The sequence below is a fragment of the Curtobacterium sp. MCBD17_034 genome, from assembly GCF_003234515.1.
GTDB lineage: Bacteria > Actinomycetota > Actinomycetes > Actinomycetales > Microbacteriaceae > Curtobacterium.
Window position 1 is genome coordinate 274,136 of sequence record NZ_QKTN01000003.1, and the last position, 21,085, is coordinate 295,220.

20 protein-coding genes and 1 tRNA gene are annotated in these 21,085 nt (G+C 71.6%); 13 read left to right on the forward strand and 8 right to left on the reverse strand.

Translation table 11 applies throughout. The features are described 5' to 3' along the window. Positions 1-221: 221 nt before the first annotated feature. The gene (locus tag DEI92_RS08090) at positions 222-2,096 is read left to right on the forward strand and encodes a hypothetical protein (protein WP_111013095.1); all 1,875 of its coding nucleotides are present in this window, start codon (positions 222-224) and stop codon (positions 2,094-2,096) included. A gap of 37 nt (positions 2,097-2,133) precedes the next feature. Here DEI92_RS08090 and DEI92_RS08095 read toward each other — a convergent pair. Both DEI92_RS08095 and msrB read right to left on the reverse strand, forming a co-directional pair. Next, positions 2,134-2,206 (reverse strand) — tRNA-Thr (locus DEI92_RS08095). Between the two features lie 44 nt (positions 2,207-2,250). Then, positions 2,251-2,655 (reverse strand): peptide-methionine (R)-S-oxide reductase MsrB, encoded by a 405-nt coding sequence (msrB, locus tag DEI92_RS08100; RefSeq protein ID WP_111010507.1) that lies wholly within the window; start codon positions 2,653-2,655, stop codon positions 2,251-2,253. Between the two features lie 58 nt (positions 2,656-2,713). Here msrB and DEI92_RS08105 point away from each other — a divergent pair, with 58 nt between their 5' ends. The 7 genes from DEI92_RS08105 (at position 2,714) to DEI92_RS08135 (ending at position 8,919) form a co-directional block, all read left to right on the forward strand. Beyond that, entirely contained in the window at positions 2,714-3,211 is a 498-nt protein-coding gene (locus DEI92_RS08105) for a GNAT family N-acetyltransferase (RefSeq protein WP_111013096.1), read from the forward strand. Then, complete coding sequence (locus tag DEI92_RS08110; RefSeq protein ID WP_111013097.1) at positions 3,198-4,385, forward strand: DUF2332 family protein; 1,188 nt, start codon at positions 3,198-3,200, stop codon at positions 4,383-4,385. Before DEI92_RS08105 ends, DEI92_RS08110 begins: the two co-directional genes overlap by 14 nt. Before the next feature lie 108 nt (positions 4,386-4,493). Beyond that, on the forward strand, positions 4,494-4,796 hold the full coding sequence (locus DEI92_RS08115) for a DUF3263 domain-containing protein (RefSeq protein ID WP_111010504.1): 303 nt from the start codon (positions 4,494-4,496) through the stop codon (positions 4,794-4,796). Beyond that, a complete protein-coding gene (locus tag DEI92_RS08120) occupies positions 4,793-5,353 on the forward strand; it encodes a LytR C-terminal domain-containing protein (protein WP_111026291.1) in 561 nt (186 codons plus the stop codon). The genes DEI92_RS08115 and DEI92_RS08120 overlap by 4 nt, the downstream gene beginning before the upstream one ends. A 283-nt stretch (positions 5,354-5,636) precedes the next feature. After that, complete coding sequence (locus DEI92_RS08125; protein WP_111010502.1) at positions 5,637-5,840, forward strand: cold-shock protein; 204 nt, start codon at positions 5,637-5,639, stop codon at positions 5,838-5,840. A gap of 290 nt (positions 5,841-6,130) precedes the next feature. Continuing rightward, on the forward strand, positions 6,131-7,750 hold the full coding sequence (gene groL / locus DEI92_RS08130; RefSeq protein WP_111010501.1) for a chaperonin GroEL: 1,620 nt from the start codon (positions 6,131-6,133) through the stop codon (positions 7,748-7,750). A 254-nt stretch (positions 7,751-8,004) separates the two neighbouring features. Continuing rightward, complete coding sequence (locus DEI92_RS08135; protein ID WP_111013098.1) at positions 8,005-8,919, forward strand: endonuclease domain-containing protein; 915 nt, start codon at positions 8,005-8,007, stop codon at positions 8,917-8,919. 64 nt (positions 8,920-8,983) lie between these two features. Here the strand turns inward: DEI92_RS08135 and DEI92_RS08140 are convergent, their stop codons facing one another. The 5 genes from DEI92_RS08140 to DEI92_RS08160 all read right to left on the reverse strand — a co-directional run bounded on the left by DEI92_RS08140 (position 8,984) and on the right by DEI92_RS08160 (position 15,297). Continuing rightward, entirely contained in the window at positions 8,984-10,669 is a 1,686-nt protein-coding gene (locus DEI92_RS08140; protein ID WP_111013099.1) for a HAMP domain-containing sensor histidine kinase, read from the reverse strand. A gap of 63 nt (positions 10,670-10,732) precedes the next feature. Continuing rightward, positions 10,733-11,428, reverse strand: a complete 696-nt coding sequence (locus DEI92_RS08145; protein WP_111010498.1) for a response regulator transcription factor — start codon at positions 11,426-11,428, stop codon at positions 10,733-10,735. 118 nt (positions 11,429-11,546) lie between these two features. Continuing rightward, positions 11,547-13,238: a DNA repair helicase XPB gene (locus DEI92_RS08150; RefSeq protein ID WP_111013100.1), complete on the reverse strand. Its 1,692-nt coding sequence runs from the start codon at positions 13,236-13,238 to the stop codon at positions 11,547-11,549. Between the two features lie 48 nt (positions 13,239-13,286). Next, positions 13,287-15,050, reverse strand: a complete 1,764-nt coding sequence (locus tag DEI92_RS08155) for a helicase-associated domain-containing protein (protein ID WP_111013101.1) — start codon at positions 15,048-15,050, stop codon at positions 13,287-13,289. 28 nt (positions 15,051-15,078) lie between these two features. Further along, positions 15,079-15,297: a hypothetical protein gene (locus tag DEI92_RS08160; RefSeq protein WP_111010495.1), complete on the reverse strand. Its 219-nt coding sequence runs from the start codon at positions 15,295-15,297 to the stop codon at positions 15,079-15,081. Positions 15,298-15,514: 217 nt separating this feature from the next. Here DEI92_RS08160 and DEI92_RS08165 point away from each other — a divergent pair, with 217 nt between their 5' ends. Together DEI92_RS08165 and DEI92_RS08170 are read left to right on the forward strand one after the other, a co-directional pair. After that, positions 15,515-15,892 (forward strand): cold-shock protein, encoded by a 378-nt coding sequence (locus DEI92_RS08165; protein ID WP_111013102.1) that lies wholly within the window; start codon positions 15,515-15,517, stop codon positions 15,890-15,892. Positions 15,893-15,894: 2 nt separating this feature from the next. Further along, positions 15,895-16,629, forward strand: coding sequence for a DUF3027 domain-containing protein (locus DEI92_RS08170; RefSeq protein WP_181434760.1), 735 nt, complete (start codon positions 15,895-15,897; stop codon positions 16,627-16,629). Between the two features lie 108 nt (positions 16,630-16,737). Here DEI92_RS08170 and serC read toward each other — a convergent pair whose 3' ends face one another. After that, positions 16,738-17,856, reverse strand: a complete 1,119-nt coding sequence (gene serC, locus DEI92_RS08175) for a phosphoserine transaminase (RefSeq protein ID WP_111013104.1) — start codon at positions 17,854-17,856, stop codon at positions 16,738-16,740. Positions 17,857-17,984: 128 nt separating this feature from the next. Here serC and DEI92_RS08180 point away from each other — a divergent pair, with 128 nt between their 5' ends. The 3 genes from DEI92_RS08180 (at position 17,985) to DEI92_RS08190 (ending at position 21,030) form a co-directional block, all read left to right on the forward strand. Next, complete coding sequence (locus tag DEI92_RS08180) at positions 17,985-18,677, forward strand: metal-dependent transcriptional regulator (protein ID WP_111010491.1); 693 nt, start codon at positions 17,985-17,987, stop codon at positions 18,675-18,677. Between the two features lie 355 nt (positions 18,678-19,032). Then, the gene (locus DEI92_RS16955) at positions 19,033-20,196 is read left to right on the forward strand and encodes a C40 family peptidase (RefSeq protein ID WP_181434762.1); all 1,164 of its coding nucleotides are present in this window, start codon (positions 19,033-19,035) and stop codon (positions 20,194-20,196) included. Positions 20,197-20,535: 339 nt separating this feature from the next. Beyond that, on the forward strand, positions 20,536-21,030 hold the full coding sequence (locus DEI92_RS08190) for an HNH endonuclease (RefSeq protein ID WP_111010489.1): 495 nt from the start codon (positions 20,536-20,538) through the stop codon (positions 21,028-21,030). The last annotated feature ends 55 nt before the right edge of the window (positions 21,031-21,085 follow it).

A 21,085-nucleotide genomic window follows, 5' to 3' on the forward strand; every position in this document is an offset into this window, starting at 1 on the left:
TCGATACCAAGAATCCTCACAGGAAGCGGCGCGGCGTGGCTCGGAGACGTTGTCCGACGTCGATCCGCCTGTCATGCTCTCGGCATCGGTGGGCTGGTTACCCGCTGTCGCGCCGGTCGCTCTCCTGATCCGTGACCGGACGCACCACGAGGCCACGCGCGCTCCCCGGGGGCGGTGCGTGGCCTCGTGCCGTGCAGCGTCCACGTCGACCGAGGGGGACCATGCGGAGCGGACGCAGGCGTCCGGCCCGGCTCACCGCGTTGCTCGTGGCGGTCATCGGCGTGCTCGCGCTCGCCGTCGCGGCGGGTGTGGCCGTCGGGTCCGCACGGTCGTCCCACCTCGCGGCGGACGGGTCGTCCGGTGACCGGTTCACGCCGCTGACCCGCGCCCTCGTGTTCCGCGGCGACGTCGGCACACGACCCGTGGCGGTGCCGGTCGCTGGTCGCGCGGGGGTCGCCCCCGCGGCCGATGCCGTCGTCGTCGACGTCCGCGTCACGGCTCCGACGGACGACGGCTGGGTCCGGGTCACGCCGGCGGGGCAGGACGCACCGGTGGCCACACAGCGCGTCACGGCGGGCACGACCGTCACCGGGCTCGCGACGGTCCGTCTCGTCCACGGTCGCCTCCAGGTCGCGCTGTCGGACGGCTCCGCCTCGGTGTCGGTGATCGTGTCGGGGGCCTACACGAGCGCCGCGCAGGGATCGACGTACCAGCCGGTCGACACCACCAGGGCGTTCCGTGGCACGGTCGGCACGCATCCGGTCCGCGTCCCCGTGGCGGACGGCGTCACGGTGCCCAGGGGCGCCACCGCCGTCGTCCTCGAGGCCACCGTGGTGCACCCGACCGCGCCGGGGTCGTTGCGGGTCGGCCCGGCAGGACGCACGAACCGGATCGGCGTCCAGCAGTTCACGCGCGGGGCCGTCGCGGCGAACGCGGTCGTGGCCCAGCTCGACGACGGCGCCCTGTCCGTCGCGGTGTCGGCCGGCTCGGCCACGGTGACCCTCGACGTGCTCGGCGCGTACGCGCGCTCGGACTCCGGGGCCGTGTTCACCCCGATGACGGCCGTTCGGGCGTACACCGGCACGACGACGGGCGCCGCGACGCAGATCCAACTCGCCGGGGGCGCGGGCGTCCCGGGCGACGCGACCGCCGTGCTCGTCACCGCATCGCTCGAACGATCCGGCCCCGCCGGTGCGCTCCGGGTCGCCCCCTACGGCCGGGACGACGGCGGGGTCGCGCTCGCGTTCACCGCGGGCCGAGCCGTGGCGGGACTCGTGCCGGTCGCGCTCCGACAGGCGTCGGTGCAGGCCGTCGCGTCGGGAGGCGTGGCGACCCTCCACCTGGACGTCGCCGGCTACTTCACGGACGGCTCGGCGCCCTCCGGCCTCGGGAACGACGTCTCGTGGCCGCAGTGCCACGGGGCCCTGCCGGCAGGACAGGCGTTCGCGGTGATCGGTGTGAACGACGGGTCCGGCACCACGACGAACCCGTGCCTCGCCGCGCAGCTCGCCTGGGCGCGGGACTCCGCGGGCGGTGCCGGGCAGCCCCGTGCCGCGCTGTACGTCAACACGGCGAACCCGGGCCGCCACGTGCCGGGCGGTGGCTGGCCGACGTCGAACGTCGATCCCGAGGGGGCCAGGGTCACGAGCGTGTACGGCGTGTGCACGCCCGGTTCCGACGGCGTCGCCTGTTCGTACATGTACGGCTGGGACATCGCGGTCCGCGACGTCGTCGACCGGGGCGTGTCCCATCCGACGGCGTACCGCTGGTGGCTCGACGTCGAGACCGGTGCCACGTGGCGGGACCCCGCCACGAACGTCGCGGTGCTCGACGGCATGACCGACGCGTTCGCCGCCCGGGGGATCGCCGTCGGGCTCTACTCGACCGGGTACCAGTGGGGGATCATCAGTGGCGGGACCACACCGAACAGCGCCCTGGCCTCGGCGCCGAGCTGGATCGCCACGGGTGAGACCCCGCTCGCCCGGGCGAAGGAGGCGTGCGCCGGGCCGGGCCTCGTCGACGGCGGGGTGGCCATGGTGCAGTACGTCGTCGGGGGTGTGGCGAGCGGACTCGACTTCGACTGGTCGTGCCGCTGACACCGCGGCAGACGGACACCGCGGACGCGGCGATCGGGGCCGGCAGCGGGACTCGAACCCGCAACCCCCGTATTACAAGTACGGTGCGCTACCAATTGCGCCATGCCGGCTGGCCCGCCAAGTGTACCGACGAGCCGAGGTGTCGCGGTGGAGGTCAGTCCGCCGCGGGGGAGAACCCGAGCGAGATCGAGTTCATGCAGTACCGGTCGCCGGTCGGGGTGCCGAAACCGTCCGGGAACACGTGCCCGAGGTGCGAACCGCAGCTCGCGCAGCGGACCTCGGTGCGCACCATGCCGAGCGTGCGGTCCTCGATGAGCTGCACGGCCTCGGGGCGCACCGACTCGTAGAACGACGGCCACCCGCAGCCCGAGTCGAACTTGGTGCCGCTCTTGAACAGCTCCGCACCGCACGCCGCACAGGTGTAGACGCCGGCGCGCTCCTCGTCGAGCAGCTCACCCGTCCACGGGCGCTCGGTCGCGGCCTGCCGCAGCACGGCGTACTGCTGCGGGTCGAGTTCCTCACGCCACTCGGCGTCGGTCTTCTCCACGTTGTATGCCATGGGTTCCTCCTGGTCGTGACCGCACTCGTGACGCGGTCATGTCATTAAACTCGCACCGATGACCGAGCATTCCGTCCACCGTGGCCGGTGGGACGCCCTGACGACGGACGACCTCTACGCCGTGGTCCGCCTGCGCAACCGGGTGTTCGCGCTCGAGCAGCGCGTGACGGCCGAGGACTTCGACGGCCGGGACCGCGAACCGGAGACGGAACACTGGTGGATCCCCGGCGAGGACGGCGTCGCCCGCGCCTACCTGCGCTGCATCCGACCCGCCGCGGACGAGGTCCAGCCGGCCGTCGACCTGCCCGCGACCCGGGTCATCGGCCGCGTGGCCACGGCCGTCGAGCACCGCGGACAGGGGCTCGCGCGTCGGCTCGTCGAGGCCGTGCTCGCCGCCCACCCGGACGAGGCCTTCCTCCTCCACGCGCAGGAGTACGTCGCCGGCCTGTACGCCGCCGCCGGGTTCGTGCCGTTCGGCGAACCCTACGTCGAGGCGGGCATCCGCCACGTGGGGATGTACCGCGCGGCGGCGGTCGGGGACGATGCTGTCCGCTGACGCACCGGGCCGCGCGGAGCCCCCGCACCAGCCGGAGCCGGACGGCCCCGAGGCCACCCGCCGCCGCTACCGCCACCACGCCGAGCGCATGGTGACCGCCTCGCCGACCTCCGCCCGCTGGGCGGCGTCGATCGCCGAGGACGACGCCGCCGTCGACCTGCTGATCCGTGTCGCCCCGACCAAGCGGCAGCCCGAGCTGCTCTTCGCCGTCGCGCGCCGCCTGGGCGCCGACCCGACCGACCGGGAGGCCCTCCTCCGGCTCGTCCGCGACGCCCCCGACCGGCTGCTCGCCGAGCTGGCCGTGTCCACGACCCAGACGAACGACCCCCGACGCATGGCGCCGGTCGTCCCCGTGCTCGCGGGCATCCCGGGGCCGCTCGCGCTCCTCGAGGTGGGGGTGAGCGCCGGCCTCTGCATCGTCCCGGACCACGCCACCGTCGACGTCGACCGCCTCGACGACACCGTCCGCGTCGCCGAGGCCGCGCGCGAGCCGGAGATCCCGCTCCGGTTCCAGATGCGTCCGGGACCCGCCGCTCCGTCTGCCGGGAGGCGCGGTGCGGGCCGGTCCCGTGCCTCCCGGCCGTCGACGGGTGACGCCGGGAGCCGGGCCGACGGGACGGGGTCGCGCCGGCCCTCCCAGCTCGACGTGGTGGCGCGGGTCGGGCTCGATCCGGCGCCGATCGACCTGCGGTCCCCCGGGGCGTTCGACCGGCTCGTCGAGTCCGTCCCCGTCGAGGGGACCGACCGTGTCGCGCTCATGCGGCGGGCCGCCGACGCCGTGCGGGCCGACCCGTACACCGCCGTCCGCGGGACCGCCCCGGACGACCTCGACCGCGCGATCGACCTGCTGCCGCGCGGGGCGACGCCCGTCGTGCTCACGCTCGGCACGCTCGTCTACCTGCCGGGCTCGGACCGGCAGCGCGTCGTCGAGCGGCTCCGGGACCGCGGGGTCCGCTGGGTGGCGATGGAGCGGACGGGGTCGCTCCACGACGTCGCCGCGACCCTGCCGCCCGTGGGGGAACTCGCCGAGCGGGGCATCGACCTCGCCGCTCCGTCGGCCTTCGCCACGGTCTCGCTCGACGGGGTCGCCCTGGCGCTCGCCGACGCCCACGGCACGACCGTCACGCCCCTCGGTGCGAACCCGTCCTGGATGCTCGGCGCACCGACGGCCTGATCGGTGTCTTTCCGACCTGCCAGGGCCATGCCAGGGTCCGGCGTGGATGCCGCCCTAGCATGACCGGAGGCCAGCCGACCGGCGAGCCATCCGACCAGGAGGACCGACGTGACCGGATCCCGGACCGACTCCGATCTCTCGGAGCTCGCACGGAGCATCCTCACGTTCGAGCACGATCGGGCGCGGCACGACCGGACGAAGGAAGCCGACATCCGCGTCCGCTTCGACATGTCGCCGGCCCGCTACTATCAGGTGCTCAACCGCGTGATCGACTCCCCGGCCGCGCTCGCCTACGATCCGCAGCTCGTGACGCGACTGCAGCGACTGCGCCGGGCACGGACCAGTGCCCGCGCCGCACGGTCCTTCGCACCGCCTCGCGCCGACCGTGAAGGGCCCGCAGGACAGCCATGACGAGATACCCCCGAGACCGATTCGACGACGTCGCCGACGGCCCGAGGGTCGGGGCACACCGCGGTCTCCCGAGGCGCGGCCGTGGCTGGATCCTGGTGGCCTGGTCCGCGCTCGCCTGCGCGGTGCTCGTCGTGATCGGCATCGTCGTGCTCGAGGTCGCCAACAACAGCACGCAGTTCACCGACCCCGGGACGACCGGGTCGTCCGCGTCCGCGTCGGCCACGAGCGGAGCGTCGTCCTCGTCGACGACGGCCGCGACCGCCGCGCCGAGCGACCAGCCGAAGACCATGACGCTCACGGTGCTCAACGGGACCTCCACCGCCGGACTCGCCGCCACCGGTACCGCGACGCTCGAGAACGCGGGTTGGGTGGTCGCGAGCGACGGCAACGCCGGATCCCAGGACGCCTCGCAGACGATCGTCTACTACCAGACGGATGCCGAGGCGGCGATCGCGCGCGGGATCGTCAAGACGCTCGGCGTCGGAACGGTCGCCAAGTCGTCGGCGTTCCCGAACGCGGCCGTCACCGTGGTGCTCGGCGCCGATTACGCCGGCTGACCCGCGACGGGCGTTCCGCCCCACTCGTCGTGCCGTTTGTTGCACGTTTGTTTCGGGCATGTTGAGTTCCGTCGGCCGGGATGAAGAAGTTGGTCCGCACCTCTTGTCGGCGGCGCGTCCGCCGATACGATCTGGAATTGGTCACCCCAGTGATCCGAGGGCGACACCGTGCCGGTGCCTCCACCGCGAAGACCCGGGTGAGGCAGGTATGCGCTCGGACCCGGCGGTCGCGGACCGGTCGCGCCGTCGTCAGTGGCAATGCAACACCGCAGGGAGCAAGAGAATGGCCAACGGCACCGTCAAGTGGTTCAACGCCGAGAAGGGCTACGGATTCATCACCGTCGACGGCGGGGGGCAGGACGTCTTCGTCCACTACTCCGCGATCGACATGAACGGCTACAAGGTCCTCGAAGAAGGGCAGGCGGTCACCTTCGACGTCGGCACCGGCTCGAAGGGTCCGCAGGCCGAGTCCGTCCGACCGGCCTGACCTCGGTCGCCGGTCTGCCGGCGACGGTCGTCGACCACCACGCGTCCGAGCGCGTCGTCCCCGACGGGGCGGCGCGCTCGTCGTCGTCTGGAGGGGGCCCCGACGGGGAACCCGGCGGCGGGGTCCGATCTCGGGCGGTGGCGGGCCTCCCGGTCCGCGTCCCCGGAACGCGGCATGCCGCGTGAGGTCGCTGTGTTGCACTCGACAGGTGCGAGTGCCAGAATCAGTTGGCACTCAGTTGTACCGAGTGCCAAGACCATTGCGACGTCCGGGAGGGACGAGGAACACACATGGCTAAGATCATTGCTTTCGACGAGGAGGCCCGTCGCGGCCTCGAGCGCGGCCTCAACACGCTGGCCGACGCCGTGAAGGTGACGCTCGGCCCGCGCGGCCGCAACGTCGTCCTCGAGAAGAAGTGGGGCGCCCCCACGATCACCAACGACGGTGTCTCCATCGCCAAGGAGATCGAGCTCGACGACCCCTACGAGAAGATCGGCGCCGAGCTGGTCAAGGAGGTCGCCAAGAAGACCGACGACGTCGCGGGTGACGGTACCACCACCGCCACGGTCCTCGCGCAGGCGCTGGTCCGTGAGGGCCTCCGCAACGTCGCCGCCGGCGCCGACCCGATCAGCCTCAAGAAGGGCATCGAGAAGGCCGTCGCGGCCGTCTCCGCCGCGCTCCTCGAGAACGCCAAGGAGATCGAGACCAAGGACCAGATCGCCGCCACGGCGTCGATCTCGGCCGCCGACAGCACGATCGGTGAGCTCATCGCCGAGGCGATCGACAAGGTCGGCAAGGAGGGCGTCGTCACCGTCGAGGAGTCGAACACCTTCGGCACCGAGCTCGAGCTGACCGAGGGCATGCGCTTCGACAAGGGCTACCTGTCGCAGTACTTCGTCACGGACCCGGAGCGCCAGGAGGCCGTCTTCGAGGACCCGTACATCCTCATCGTCAACTCGAAGATCTCGAACATCAAGGACCTGCTCCCGGTGGTCGACAAGGTCATCCAGTCGGGCAAGCAGCTCCTCATCATCGCCGAGGACGTCGACGGCGAGGCCCTGGCCACGCTCGTCGTGAACAAGATCCGCGGCATCTTCAAGTCCGTCGCCGTCAAGGCCCCGGGCTTCGGTGACCGCCGCAAGGCCATGCTGCAGGACATCGCGATCCTCACCGGTGGCCAGGTCATCTCCGAAGAGGTCGGCCTCAGCCTCGAGAACGCGACGCTCGACCTCCTCGGCCGTGCCCGCAAGGTCGTCATCACCAAGGACGAGACCACGATCGTCGAGGGCGCTGGGGACTCCGAGCAGATCGCCGGCCGCGTCCGCCAGATCCGCGGCGAGATCGAGTCGACCGACTCGGACTACGACCGCGAGAAGCTCCAGGAGCGCCTCGCCAAGCTCGCCGGTGGCGTCGCCGTCATCAAGGCCGGTGCCGCGACCGAGGTCGAGCTCAAGGAGCGCAAGCACCGCATCGAGGACGCCGTCCGCAACGCGAAGGCCGCTGTCGAGGAGGGCATCGTCGCCGGTGGTGGTGTCGCCCTCATCCAGGCCGGCAAGACCGCGCTCGAGGGTCTCGAGCTCACGGGTGACGAGGCGACCGGCGCGAACATCGTCCGCGTCGCGATCGATGCGCCGCTCAAGCAGATCGCGCTGAACGCCGGTCTCGAGCCGGGCGTCGTCGCCGCGAAGGTGCGCGAGCTCGAGTCGGGCTGGGGCCTCAACGCCGCGACGGGTGAGTACGTCGACCTCGTCGCCGCGGGCATCATCGACCCGGCGAAGGTCACGCGCTCGGCGCTGCAGAACGCCGCGTCGATCGCCGGCCTCTTCCTCACCACCGAGGCCGTCGTCGCCGACAAGCCCGAGAAGTCGGCGCCGGTTCCGGCCGACCCGACGGGTGGCATGGACTTCTGATCCACGCCTGACGGTTCCGAACGGGCCGCTCTCCTCCGGGAGGGCGGCCCGTTCGCCGTTCCTCCCTCCTCTCCCTCCGCCGAGATCGCACTTGTTGCCGGTTTGACCCACCGCACACCGGCAACGACTGCGATCTCGGCGGAGGGGGAGTCGGGCCAGGTGTCCGGTCCTCCACCGGGGGAGCCGGGCAGCGGCCGTCCACAGGTCGGGCGCGCACGTGCTCCGCGTTGCGGTACGGCCGGGAGGCTCGGCGCATGACGCGCACGCCGGCCCGCCTCCCGGATCCTTTCCTCGGTCAGGCCTTCCACACGGCTGATGCGGTCCGGAACGGGGTCACTCCGGGTCGGCTCCGTCGGGAGGACCTCGCCGCGCCGACCCGAGGCGTGCGGGTCCCTGCCGAGCTGGACCTGGCGGACCTCTCGGCACGGGTCGCCGCGTTCGGCCTCGTCCTCGGTGAACGGCATCACTTCAGCCACACCACCGCCCTCGCCCTCTGGGAGCTCCCACTGCCGCCCTGGGTCGTTTCCGACGCGACCGTGCACGTGAGCACGGTGGGGGACGGACCGGTCATGCGCCGCACCGGGGTGGTAGGCCATCGCGTCTCGCCACCGTTCGCCGATGTGGTGACGTGTGCGGGCCTCCCGGCCAGCAGCCCGGTGGCGGCGTGGTGCGAGAGTGCGGGCCTGTTGGCCGAGCGTGACCTGGTGGTGATCGGGGACCACCTGGTCGCGCGGGCGCTCGCCGATCCGGAGCAACTCGAGCGCCGGAGTCGTGAGCGGCGGTCCCGGTGGGCACGGCGGCTCCGGGCCGCGGCCCATCGCGTGCGGCTCGGGTCGGAGTCCCCGATGGAGACGCTCATCCGACTCGTCATCGTCGACGCGGGATTCCCGGAGCCCCAGCTCAACATCGACGTGCACAGCCCCGCCGGTCGATTCCTCGGACGCGTCGACCTCGCCTACCCGGACCTCCGGATCGGAGTCGAGTACGACGGCGAGCACCACCGGACGGATCGTGCCACGTGGCAGCACGATGCAACCCGGTCGAACGGCTTCGTGTCCGCCGGATGGCTGATCCTGCACGTCACCGCACGTGACGTTGCCGACCCGACGGCGTTCCTCCTGCGACTGTCGGACGTGTTCCGCACCCGGGCGTCATCACCGCTGCCGTGAGATCGCAGTCGTTGCCGCTCTGATGGACCTCAGAACGGCAACGACTGCGATCTCGCGAGAGGGGTCAGGGGGTGGGGGCGACGTAGTCGCGCGGGAGGAGGGGGAGCCACACGCGGAAGGTCGCACCACCGCCCGGGGTGTCGAACACCTCGACCTCGCCGTGGTGCGCCGCCACGATGCCGGACACGATCGCGAGCCCGAGGCCCGAGCCGCCGGTGTCCCGAGCGCGCGAGGTGTCGGCGCGCCAGAACCGCTGGAAGATCTTCTCGCGGATCTGCGGCGGGATGCCCTCACCGTGGTCGATCACGTCGAGGTGCGCCATGCCCCGGGCCTCGTCCACGCCGATCCCGATCTCGATGGGGTCGTCCTGCGGCGTGAACCGCATGGCGTTGCCCATGAGGTTCGTCACGACCTGACGGATCTTGTTTTCCTCGGCGAGGACGACCGGCGGCCGCACGGGCAGGACGACGGTCGGCAGCGGGGCCGTGGTCGGCGCGGCCGGGCCGGACTCGATGCCGACGGGACGACCACGACGTGCGCGCAGCCGGGCGAGCGTCTGCCCCGCGAAGGCGATCGGCCCGGTGACGTTCAACGGCGGCGAGGTCGGGGACTGTCCGTTCCGCGCTCCGGGTGCCGCAGGACCGACCCACTGCGGCACGACCTGCGGGACGTTCTCGCCGGTGACGGAGTCGGCGAGCAGGACCTGGATCTCGCGGTCGGGGTTCGACGCCATCGTGTCGAGCGCCGAGTCCCGCGCGATGGCGACGAGGTCGACCGGCCCGAGCTCGAGGGGCTTCGACTCGTCGATGCGGGCGAGCTGCAGGAGGTCCTGCACGAGGAGGCCCATGCGCTGGGCCTCCTTCTCGATGCGCTCCATCGCCTGGGCGACGTCCTCTTCTTTCCGGAGGGCCCCCATCCGGTACAGCTCGGCGTACCCCCGCAGGGACACGAGCGGGGTCCGCAGCTCGTGCGAGGCGTCACCGACGAAGCGGCGCATCTGCTCGATCGTGCGTTGGCGGTCCTCGAACGCCGAGTCGATGCGCTCGAGCATGACGTTGAGGGAGTGGTTGAGGCGACCGACCTCGGTGTTCGGGGTGTCCGCACCGAGGCGTTGCGAGAAGTCCCCCGCGGCGAAGCGTGCGGCCGTGGCCTCGACGTCCCGCAGGGGGTCGAACGTGGCGGTGACGAGCAGCTGGGTGAGCATGCCGCCGAGCAGGACGACCGAGATGCCGAACCCGAGGAAGATCACCGTGAACCGCGCGATGGTCGAGTCGGTGCCCTGGCTCGAGACGGCCGCGACGATCGTGTAGTGGTTGCCGGCGGCGTCGGTGGTCGGCGACGTCATCGCGAGGGCCCGCCACTCGTGCTGGCCCTTGTCGTCGACCACGCTGAAGGGGTGGTCGTCGTCGACGTGCGAGCTGCCCACGACCCCGCCGAGGTCCGGCGTGTAGTCGCTCTTCGTGTGACAGGCGATGCCGCCGTCGGGCTTGAGCACGGCGATGTAGGCCGCGCTCTGCAGGGTGACGTTGATCTGGCAGTAGCCCTCGACGTTCGTCAGCTTCTGGCCGTTCAGCGAGGTCTTCGTCGCTTGGACGTCGTTGTCGAGCTGCTTCATCAGGTATGTGCTGAGCACCGTCATGGTGCCGAGCCCCGCGACGAGCAGACCGAGGGTCACCAGGAGGACGGTGATCCCGGTGATCTTGGTCCGGAGCGAGATCTCGTTCCACCAGCGGGCGAGGCGTGTGTGCATGCTGCGATCACAGTAATCGGCGCGACCCAGCCGCTGCTGGGATCGCGCCGATGACCTGCTGGATCAGGACGCCTTGGCGGCCTTGAGCATGTACCCGAAGCCGCGCTTGGTCTGGATGACCGGCTCGGCCGAGTACTGGTCGAGCTTGCGGCGCAGGTACGAGATGTAGGACTCGACGATGCCGGCGTCGCCGTTGAAGTCGTACTCCCACACGTGGTCGAGGATCTGGGCCTTCGACAGCACCCGGTTCGGGTTGAGCATGAGGTAGCGGAGCAGCTTGAACTCGGTGGGTGAGAGCTCGATCTGCGCCTCGCCGATGCTGACCTCGTGCGTGTCCTGGTCCATCGTCAGCTCACCGGCGCGGATGATCGCGTCTTCTTCGTCGTTCATGGTGCGCCGGAGGATCGCCTTGATGCGGGCGACGATCTCGTCGAGCGAGAACGGCTTGGTCACGTAGTCGTCGCCGCCGACGGTGAGTCCCGTGATCTTGTCCTCGGTGTCGTCCTTGGCGGTGAGGAACAGGATCGGCGACGTGTAGCCCGACGACCGGAGGCGCTTGGTCACGCCGAACCCGTTCATGTCGGGGAGCATGACGTCGAGGATGATGAGGTCCGGCTCTTCCTCGAGCACGGCGGAGATCGCCTGCGCACCGTTGCCCACCGCGCGGACGGCGAAGCCCGCGAACCGGAGCGAGGTGGTGAGGAGGTCGCGAATGTTCGGCTCGTCGTCGACGATGAGGATCTTCGGTCCGTCGGTCATGTGACCCAGTATCTGGTCGTGGCCTCTGGGTTGCCTGGGAACGGATGGGACGCTGTCTGACAGGACGACGGGATTTCCTGGTGCAGACGTCGAGGGGGCGATGACTGTCTGGATCTGCTCACGCGGCCGCTAGGGAATCGGCGTCGAGGATCGTGTACGCGTACCCCTGCTCGGCCAGGAACCGCTGCCGGTTCTGCGCGAAGTCCTGGTCGACGGTGTCCCGCGTGACGAGTGTGTAGAAGGACGCCGGGAGGCCGTCCTTGTTCGGGCGGAGCAGCCGGCCGAGCCGCTGGGCCTCCTCCTGCCGTGAGCCGAAGGAGCCCGACACCTGGATCGCCACCGTCGCGTCCGGCAGATCGACCGAGAAGTTCGCGACCTTGGACACCACGAGCACGTCGATCGTGCCCTCGCGGAACGCCTGGTACAGCCGTTCGCGCTCGTCGATCGGGGTCGCCCCGGTGATCTCGGCCGCGTCGAGCTGTGCCGCGAGTTCGTCGAGCTGGTCGATGTACTGCCCGATCACCAGGATCTGCTCGCCGCGGTGCTTCTCGATGAGGTCGCGCACGACCGGGGTCTTGGCCGGCGAGGTCGCGGCGAGCCGGTACCGGTCGTCGTCCGTGGAGGCCGCGTACTCGAGGCGGTCCTCGTGGGGCAGGTCGATCCGCACCTCGTAGCACTCGGCGGGGGAGATGTACCCCTGCGCCTCGATCTCCTTCCACGGCGCGTCGTACCGCTTCGGCCCGATGAGCGAGAACACGTCGCCTTCGCGGCCGTCCTCGCGCACGAGCGTCGCCGTGAGTCCCAGGCGCCGTCGCGCCTGGAGGTCCGCGGTCAGCTTGAACACCGGCGCGGGCAGCAGGTGGACCTCGTCGTAGACGATGAGGCCCCAGTCGAGGGCGTCGAGCAGGGACAGGTGCGTGTACACGCCCTTCCGCCGTGCGGTGAGGATCTGGTACGTCGCGATCGTGACCGGCCGGACCTCCTTGACGCTCCCGGAGTACTCGCCGATCTCGTCCGGGGTGAGCGACGTGCGGCGGAGGAGTTCGTCGCGCCACTGCCGCGCCGAGACCGTGTTGGTGACGAGGATGAGCGTCGTCGCCTTGGCGGTGGCCATCGCGCCCGCGCCGACCAGGGTCTTGCCCGCACCACAGGGCAGCACGACGACACCGGACCCCTGGGCGAAGAAGCTCTTGACCGCGTCCTCCTGGTACGCGCGGAGGTGCCACTCGGTCTCGTCGAGGTCGATCCGGTGCGGTTGTCCGGGCGTGTACCCGGCGAGGTCGTCGGCAGGCCAGCCGATCTTGACGAGCTCCTGCTTGACCTGGCCGCGCGCCCACTGCTCGAGCTCGACGGCGGTGTCCGACCGGCGGGCGCCGAGCAGCGGGGCGATCCGCTTCGAGCGGGTGACCTCGGCGAGGATCGACGGGTCCGATGCGGTGAGGACCAGCCTCGGCTGCTGCTCCAGCTCCTCCGTCGCGTCGTTCGCGATCGCCGGCGCGTCCGCCGGGTCCTCGCGGCGGATGACGAGACGGCCGTAGCGGCTGACGGTGTCACGGATGTCGACGACGACGCTCTGCGGCACCGGGAACTTGGCGAACCGCTCGAGCGTGTCGATCATCGCGTCGGCGTCGTGACCCGCGGCGCGCGCGTTCCACAGCCCGAGGCGGGTGATGCGGTAGGTGTGGACGTGTTCGGGGGCGCGCTCGAGTTCGGCGAACACCGCGAGTTCGTGTCGCGCGTCCTCGGCCTCGGGATGCGCCACCTCGAGCAGCACGGTCCGGTCGCTCTGGACGATGAGTGGCCCGTTCATGACCGTCGAGCCTAGCCGCGCCGCGGACGAGACGTCCGGGTCGGTCGGTCAGGCGACGTGCTCGACCGCGATCACGAGGGACAGGGGCAGGGTCCGCTCGACGTCGGCGTGCGTGTCGCGGCCCCGGATCCGGCCACCGCTCACCGACGTCGGCACGATCGTGAACGGGGCCTCGGTGCCGTCGGGCATCCGCACGACGACGCGCACGGCCACCTTGCCGCGCACGGCCAGGTCGATCTGCCGTCCCATCCACTCCTGCGCGGGCTCCTGGTCGCCTCGTCGGGTCGCGGCGCGGAGGCGCTCCACGAGCTCGCGCGCCTGCTCCTCGGGTGTGCGCGCGGTCCGGCGACGAACGGGAGGCCCGGCCGCGTCCGCCACGCGGGCGGCGGGAGCGAGCACGGCCGGGTACCGCTGGTCCTCGAGCGCGGAGACCACGGACGAGGGCGGGTACGGGCTGACGAGCACCGTCGGGGACCGCCGGGCCCAGGCGAGTGAGCGCAGTTCGGCGTCGACGGACACCAGGTCGAGCTGCTCGGCGGGACCTCGCACCACGCTGCCCCGCTCAGCGGCGTGGTCGACGACGATGCTGCCGGCACGGGCGCTGACCTGCTCCACCAGGTAGCGGACCGGCTGGGGCACGTCGGCCGCCGAGAGTCGGCCGAGCGTGTCCAGGACCGCGGTTCCGTCGTACCCCTCGAGCAGTGCGCGGCGGACGCTGTCCTCGGAGATCCGGTAGCGGCTCGCGAGTCCCGGTGCCTCGACGTCGGCCACGGTGCGGAGTGCCGCGTCGTCGGCCGGTTCGAGCGGGCCGGGGGCGATGACGGTGAGGTCGTTCTGCAGGTACACGCCCGGCACGGTCGACGGCAGGTCGGCGCCGGCGTGGTCGATCGCCGCGGTGTCGTCGGTGGTCCGCGCCGCGAACAGGACGCGCCCCGTCGCGGTGACCACGCCGTCGACCGTGATGCCGAGGGCCTCCGCGGTCTCGGCGCTCCGCACGAGTTCCGCGGGGAGCCACTCCGCGCCGCCGGGGTAGGCCCAGCGCCCGAGGGCCTCGAGCCCACGCCAGTCGTCCGCGGCGAGGGCGAGGACCTCGACCACCGGATCACCCAGCGTCGCCCGCCACCGGACCACGAGCTCGACCCACCGGAGGGGCCAGGGCGCCACGAGCCAGCCGCGACCGTCGTCGGTGACGGTCCACGTCGGGCTCGTGGGATCGACGAGCGCGGTCTCGGCGAGCAGGGCCAGCAGGTCCGGGACCCGCACCGGGTCGGCCGCGGCGCGCTCGCCGAGGTGCCGCGCGAGCGGCGCCCCGATCCCGCCCTTCGCGAGCTCGTGCACCTCGTCCCCGGCGACCGCGCGGACCAGTTCGGCGAGTGACGTCAGGGTCGCGAACGCCGTCTCGGCGGCCACCGCGCGCACCCGGTCGACGTCCTGCGGGACGGGGGTCGGGCCTCCCGGCCGGGGAGCGTCGTCCGGTCGCAACTCCGGATGCTCGGCGAGTCGCGCGGCGACCGCGTCGTCGAGCTCTGCTCCGTCGGTGAGGCCGAGTGCCACGGCGGGCGCGAGTGCCGCGGGGTCCGCGTCGGCGGGGTGCTGGAGGGCGGCGAGCGTCGCGCGCGGGAGTCGTGCCAGCGCACGGTCGATGACGTCGGGCGTCCGGAGGGCGTCCGCGAGGTCGAAGAAGTCGGCCACGGCCGACGGGCCATGTGCGGCGAGCGCCGCGCCGGGCAGGCGCCGCGCGGCGACGAGCGCGACGAGGTCGTCGTCGGGCATGGCCCGCAGTCGGGCGGCGAGGGCGGCTGCCGTCGTCATCGTCGTGTCCGTCCGCCCCGGAGCGGGGTCAGCGCGCGTCGTCCCGGTTCTCGCGTGCCCGCTTGGTCCAGTTGACCGCGAGCAGCGCGATGATGAGCAGCAGCCCGATCGGGAAGCCGATGAGCGGGAAGGCCTCGACCGTCGGCCAGATGCCCGTGCCGGGGATGGACCCGACCGTGAGCCACGCCACGATGAGCACGAGGAAGCACACCAGTGCGACCGCGATGATCCCCGCGATCATGTACATCAGAATGCGTTCGATACGATTGGCCACCGGGGGCTCGGGCGTCTGCGGGCGCTCCGGGGTCCTGGTCGACTGCGCAGGGCCGGTGGCCTGCGTCCGAACGGGACGCTGTCGCGCGGTTGATCGGGTCTTGGCCACCGGCTCAGGATAGTCGACACAGGATGATCGACAAGGAACGCCGTCCGCGGACACCGCGGACGTCAGATCGAGGAGTGCAGTCATGCCGACCGGCAAGGTCAAGTTCTACGACGAGCAGAAGGGGTTCGGCTTCATCACGGGCGATGACGGCGACCAGGTCTTCCTGCACGCGTCGGCGCTCCCGTCCGGGGTCACCACCGTCAAGGCCGGAGCGCGTCTGGAGTACGGCGTCGTCGCGGGCAAGCGTGGCTCGCAGGCGCTGTCGGTCCGCGTGCTCGAGGAGGGTCCGAGCCTCGCGAAGATCAACCGGCGCTCGGCCGACGACATGGCCGTCATCGTGGAGGACCTGGTGAAGGAGCTCGACCGCATCAGCGGCGACCTGCGCCACGGCCACTACCCGAAGAACGGGTCGCGGACGGCGGCCATCCTCCGTCACGTCGCCGACCAGCTGGACGCCTGACCGTGATCGAGGACCCGACGGGGCTCGCGCGTACCGCGCTGCTCGAGGTCACGCCCGAGGACACCGTCGGAGCGGTCGTCGGCACCGTGGACGAGGGCAACGGCGTGGTGTCCGTGCTGTTCGCCAACACGATGCCCGGCTACCCCGGATGGCGCTGGACCGTCAGCCTGGCGCAGGTCGACGGCGAGGACCCCACCGTGCTCGAGGTCGAGCTGATGCCCGGCGACGGCTCGCTGCTCGCGCCCGACTGGGTGCCGTGGTCGGAGCGGCTCGCCGAGTACCGGGCGACGCAAGAGGGCGATGCGGACGCCGAGGCCGGCGACGCGGAGGACCTGGGCTCGGACGAGGACGACTCCGACGACGACCCTGACGAGGACGAGGACGACGACGAGGACGAGTCGGACGAGGACGACGACGACGCGGACGAGGACGACGAGGACCTGCTCGACGACGACGACGAGGACGACCCCGACGAGGACGACGACCTGGGCGACGACGCGTTCGACGGCGTGGACGTCGAGGAGGCCATCGCCGTCGTCGAAGGTGACGAGGAGGACGAGGACTCGGACGAGGACGACTCGGATGAGGACGACTCGGACGAGGACGACGAGCCTGACCAGGACGACGAGCCGGACGAGGACGACGACGCGGACGGCGACGACTCGGACGACGACGACTCCGACGACGCAGGTCGCACCAGCGCTGGGCATGGCGAGGCGGCGGACGAGGCGGAGTGACGCCGGGCCTCCCGGCCGGATCGGACGCTGCGGCGACCTCTGGTCGTGAGGCGCAGGACGGCCCCCGGGATCGGATCCCGGGGGCCGTCGTCGTCCGTCGTGCGGCCGTCAGCCGCGCAGCGCGGCCACCGTGTAGTCGATGGCCTTGATGAGCTGACGGACGTCGTCGGGGTCGATTGCGGTGAACGTCGCGATGCGGAGCTGGTTACGGCCGAGCTTGCGGTACGGCTCCGTGTCGACGATGCCGTTCTGCCGGAGCGCGGCGCTGACGGCCTTGGCGTCGATCGCGTCATCGAGGTCGATGGTGGCGACGACCTGCGACCGGTGTGCCGGGTCGGCGACGAACGGCGTGGCGTAGTCGACGGACTCGGCCCACTCGTAGAGCGCGTTCGACGACTCCTTGGTGCGGATGTCCGCCCAAGCCAGGCCGCCCGACCCGTTGATCCACCGGATCTGGTCGTCGAGCAGCAGGAGGGTCGTGATCGCGGGGGTGTTCAGTGTCTGGTCGAGGCGCGAGTTGTCCACGGCGTTCTTCAGGCTGAGGAACTCGGGGATGTAGCGGTCGCTCGCGGCGATGCGCTCGACGCGCTCGATCGCGGCCGGCGAGAACAGGGCGAGCCACAGACCGCCGTCGGATGCGAAGTTCTTCTGCGGTGCGAAGTAGTAGACGTCGGCGGCACCGGTGTCGAACTGCACGCCACCGGCGGCGCTCGTGGCGTCGACGACGGTCAGCGCGCCGGGATCGCCGGCCGCGCGGACGACGGGGGCCATCACGCCCGTGGAGGTCTCGTTGTGCGGGTAGGCGTAGACGTCGACGCCCTCGACGATCTCGAGCTCCGACCGGGATCCACCGGGCGCGGCGACGACGTGCGGGGCTTCGAGCCAGGGAGCGGCGACCGCCTTGGCGAACTTCGAGCCGAACTCGCCGAACGAGAGGTTCTCGGCACGGCGCTCGACGAGGCCGAACGCGGCAGCGTCCCAGAACGCCGTCGAGCCACCGTTGCCGAGCACGACCTCGTACCCGTCGGGGATGTCGAACAGCGTCGCGAGGCCCTCGCGAACGCTGCCGACGAGGTTCTTGACGGGCGCCTGACGGTGGCTCGTGCCGAGGATCGTCGCCCCTGCCGTCACCAGGGACTCGAGCTGCGCACCGCGGATCTTGGACGGGCCGCACCCGAAGCGTCCGTCGGTGGGGAGGAGGTCAGCGGGGATGACGATGTCTGCCATGGGTCGATCCTAGTGAGCTGGTATCCCACGCCCGACGGGCGCGCGACCCCCTGTGGAGCACTGTCCGGGCCGCGGCATGTGAACAAGTAGGCTGGACGAGTTGTGCACGTGACAGGGGAGGCGTTCCGGTGACCGATCTCGTCGACACCACGGAGATGTACCTGCGCACGATCCTCGACCTCGAGGAGGAGGCGATCGTCCCCCTGCGCGCACGGATCTCGGAGCGACTCGGACACTCGGGCCCCACGGTCTCGCAGACCATCGCCCGCATGGAGCGCGACGGCCTGGTCGTCGTCTCCGGGGACCGCCACCTCGAGCTCACGTCGGAGGGTCGCCAGCGGGCCACCCACGTCATGCGCAAGCACCGGCTGGCCGAGCGCCTGTTGTCCGACGTCATCGGTCTCGACTGGGCCTTCGTCCACGACGAGGCCTGTCGCTGGGAGCACGTCATGAGCGAGCAGGTCGAGCGTCGGATCATCGAGATGCTCGGCCACCCGACCGAGTCCCCCTACGGCAACCCGATCCCCGGCCTCGACGAGCTCGGCGACGCCCCGGCCGGACGGTTCCTCGACGGCGTCCGGAGCATCGTCGCCGCGACCGACGGCTCGTCGACGGTGAGCACGGGGACCATCCGCCGCCTGGGCGAACCCGTGCAGTTCGAGCCCGAACTCCTCGCGCAACTCCGTGCCGCCGGGGTCATGCCGGGACGGACCGCGAGCGTGCAGCGCGCCGGAGCGTACGTCGCCGTGCGGGTCGAGGGCGAGGACCAGGGCCTCGAGCTGCCGGTCGAGGTCGCACAGCACGTGTACATCGGCAGCTGACGGCCGGGGATGCCGTCCCCCTCGGCGTACCCCGAGCGGTGGGCTGCGGGGTACCCGGATCGGGGCGCCTACACGACTTCCGGCGGTCCCGCCCGCGCGGCGTCGGAACATATCAAAACGGCCTCTGACCAGGCTTTCTTGATCGAATCGTTACCAACTTGCTCGCAGGCCTCGACACCGTCGGAGGCGTTGCGTACACTCGACGAGTCCCGCAGAGCCTGGAAGCGAGCTGGCGGGAACCGTGGCAGGACGTCTCGAACCCGTCTCCTGCCTGATCGGAAACGATGACGAACGGATGGGGTTGCACCCGACGGCCTCGGTCGCGTGTGCAGTCGAGGCGCCGGAGACAACACTCTTGACGCAGACCGGTTCCACCACGGACGCCCAGCGAGCCGACACCACCACGGGTGCCGCCGCCCGTTCGACCGACATCCAGTTCGCGAGTCGCCGCGAGCGCCGCGCCGCCGAGGCCGCCGCCGCCCGCACGGGGTGGACCGCGCCCGTCGCACCGGTCGCGGTCGCCGCGACGACTGCCGCGGCGTCCGAGCAGACCATCGCCGAGGCCGCACCCGCCGCCGAGGCCACCCTCGTGGCGGCGACCGAGCCCGCCCCCAAGCCCGCCGTCGCGGCCGGCGCCGCCGTGGTCCGCTCGGTCGACCCGGAGCTCGAGACCCCCATCGCGCCGGTCACATCGTCGTTCGCCAAGTCCCCCGTCGCCACCGCCGCCCGCCGTGCCGCCGCCAGCCGCGCGGCGGTCGCGAGCAGCGCCTCCCGGCCAGCCGCGCGCGGGAAGCGCAAGGTCCTGCCGGTCGCCGTCATGACGATCACGGCGGGGCTCTTCGGCACGATGGCGCTCCCCGCCATCGCCGCGACCGCCCCGCAGCCGACCGCCGGCTCGCAGCAGGCCGTCGCCCAGGGCAATCTCCGCTCGGCGGACAGCCAGTCGCTCACCGTCGCGAACACCGCGGCGCTCGCCGACACCGTCCGCGACGGCTACACCGCGACGGCCCCGAAGGTCGTCGCCCCGAAGGTCACCGCGTCCACCGCGACGACGACGACCACGACGAGCGACACCGCCCTCGCCACGGCCCGCGCGCAGACCGCCGCCTCGTACGCCTCGTACACCGGTCCGAGCGCCGCGGACTACGTCGCGAGCCCGAAGTACCCGAGCTTCAGCCTGTCGCAGGTCGTCTCGGTCGCAGAGCAGTACATCGGCACGCCGTACGTCTACGGCGGTGCGACCCCGGCCGGTTTCGACTGCTCCGGCTACGTCATGTACGTCTACGCCCAGTTCGGCATCTCGCTGGCGCACTCCGTGCCGCTGCAGGACGCCGCCGGCACGACGATCCCGACCTCCGAGGCCCAGCCCGGTGACGTCGTGATCTTCAACACCGAGGCGCACGAGGGCTTCTACATGGGCAACGGCATGATCATGGACGCCCCGAAGCCCGGCGGCTCGGTCAGCATCCGCCCGATCTGGACGACCGACTACCACATCGTCCGCTTCGGCATCAAGTGAACGGACGGGCCCAGGCCCGCTGAACGCACCGGAAACCGGTCCACACGCTCTCGTGTCGGGCCGGTTTCTGGGTTAACCTGGCGACACGGTCCACTCGACCTCGAACGGGAGATCACATGCCAGCCTGCCGCACGACCCGCACCATGGGTCGGCGCGCGCACGTCGACATATGGTCGACCACGACCTGCCGCGTGCCCCAGCACGCGCCCGCGAACTGAGCACCGCCCACCAGGGCGGTGCTCTTCTGCTTCCGGGGTCGGGTCACCCGCTCGAGGACCGAGGGGACCGTGAGCAGCGTCGTCCGCCTGGAAGCCGTCCAGGCACGTCGGAAGGGACCCCATGCGCACTCTCGTCCTCAACGCCGGTTACGAACCCCTCGCGGTGATCTCGTTCCGACGGGCCCTCGTCCTGGTCATGAACCAGAAGGCCACCGTCATAACCGCCGACGCCGACCACCCGGTCTTCGGCTCCACCACGAGCTACGACCGGCCGTCGGTCATCGTCCTCACCCGGTACGTGCGCATCCCGCAGAGCCGGCTCGTCCCCGTATCCCGCCGCGGGGTGCTGCGCCGCGACGGCAACCGCTGCGCCTACTGCAACCGGCACGCCACGACGATCGACCACGTGCACCCGAAGTCCCGCGGCGGTGCGGACTCGTGGGAGAACCTCGTCGCCTGCTGCCTGGCGTGCAACAACGTCAAGGGCGACCGCACGCCGCACGAGATGGGCTGGACGCTGCGCTTCCGCCCACGTGCTCCGCACGGCACGGCGTGGATCGTGCGCGGCATCGAGCGGCCGCAGCCGGACTGGGACGAGTACCTCGCCGCCGCCTGACCCGGCGGGCGTCGGACGGGAGGGACGGTGCAGACCCGCACCGTCCCTCCCGTCC

Bases quoted from the DNA above. Each gene is read 5' to 3' on its own strand.
- DEI92_RS08090 (WP_111013095.1), top strand. From the start codon at position 222: ATGCGGAGCGGACGCAGGCGTCCGGCCCGGCTCACCGCGTTGCTCGTG.
- msrB (WP_111010507.1), bottom strand. From the start codon at position 2,655: ATGGCATACAACGTGGAGAAGACCGACGCCGAGTGGCGTGAGGAACTC.
- DEI92_RS08105 (WP_111013096.1), top strand. From the start codon at position 2,714: ATGACCGAGCATTCCGTCCACCGTGGCCGGTGGGACGCCCTGACGACG.
- DEI92_RS08110 (WP_111013097.1), top strand. From the start codon at position 3,198: ATGCTGTCCGCTGACGCACCGGGCCGCGCGGAGCCCCCGCACCAGCCG.
- DEI92_RS08120 (WP_111026291.1), top strand. From the start codon at position 4,793: ATGACGAGATACCCCCGAGACCGATTCGACGACGTCGCCGACGGCCCG.
- DEI92_RS08125 (WP_111010502.1), top strand. From the start codon at position 5,637: ATGGCCAACGGCACCGTCAAGTGGTTCAACGCCGAGAAGGGCTACGGA.
- groL (WP_111010501.1), top strand. From the start codon at position 6,131: ATGGCTAAGATCATTGCTTTCGACGAGGAGGCCCGTCGCGGCCTCGAG.
- DEI92_RS08135 (WP_111013098.1), top strand. From the start codon at position 8,005: ATGACGCGCACGCCGGCCCGCCTCCCGGATCCTTTCCTCGGTCAGGCC.
- DEI92_RS08140 (WP_111013099.1), bottom strand. From the start codon at position 10,669: ATGCACACACGCCTCGCCCGCTGGTGGAACGAGATCTCGCTCCGGACC.
- DEI92_RS08145 (WP_111010498.1), bottom strand. From the start codon at position 11,428: ATGACCGACGGACCGAAGATCCTCATCGTCGACGACGAGCCGAACATT.
- DEI92_RS08150 (WP_111013100.1), bottom strand. From the start codon at position 13,238: ATGAACGGGCCACTCATCGTCCAGAGCGACCGGACCGTGCTGCTCGAG.
- DEI92_RS08155 (WP_111013101.1), bottom strand. From the start codon at position 15,050: ATGACGACGGCAGCCGCCCTCGCCGCCCGACTGCGGGCCATGCCCGAC.
- DEI92_RS08160 (WP_111010495.1), bottom strand. From the start codon at position 15,297: ATGTACATGATCGCGGGGATCATCGCGGTCGCACTGGTGTGCTTCCTC.
- DEI92_RS08165 (WP_111013102.1), top strand. From the start codon at position 15,515: ATGCCGACCGGCAAGGTCAAGTTCTACGACGAGCAGAAGGGGTTCGGC.
- serC (WP_111013104.1), bottom strand. From the start codon at position 17,856: ATGGCAGACATCGTCATCCCCGCTGACCTCCTCCCCACCGACGGACGC.
- DEI92_RS08190 (WP_111010489.1), top strand. From the start codon at position 20,536: ATGCGCACTCTCGTCCTCAACGCCGGTTACGAACCCCTCGCGGTGATC.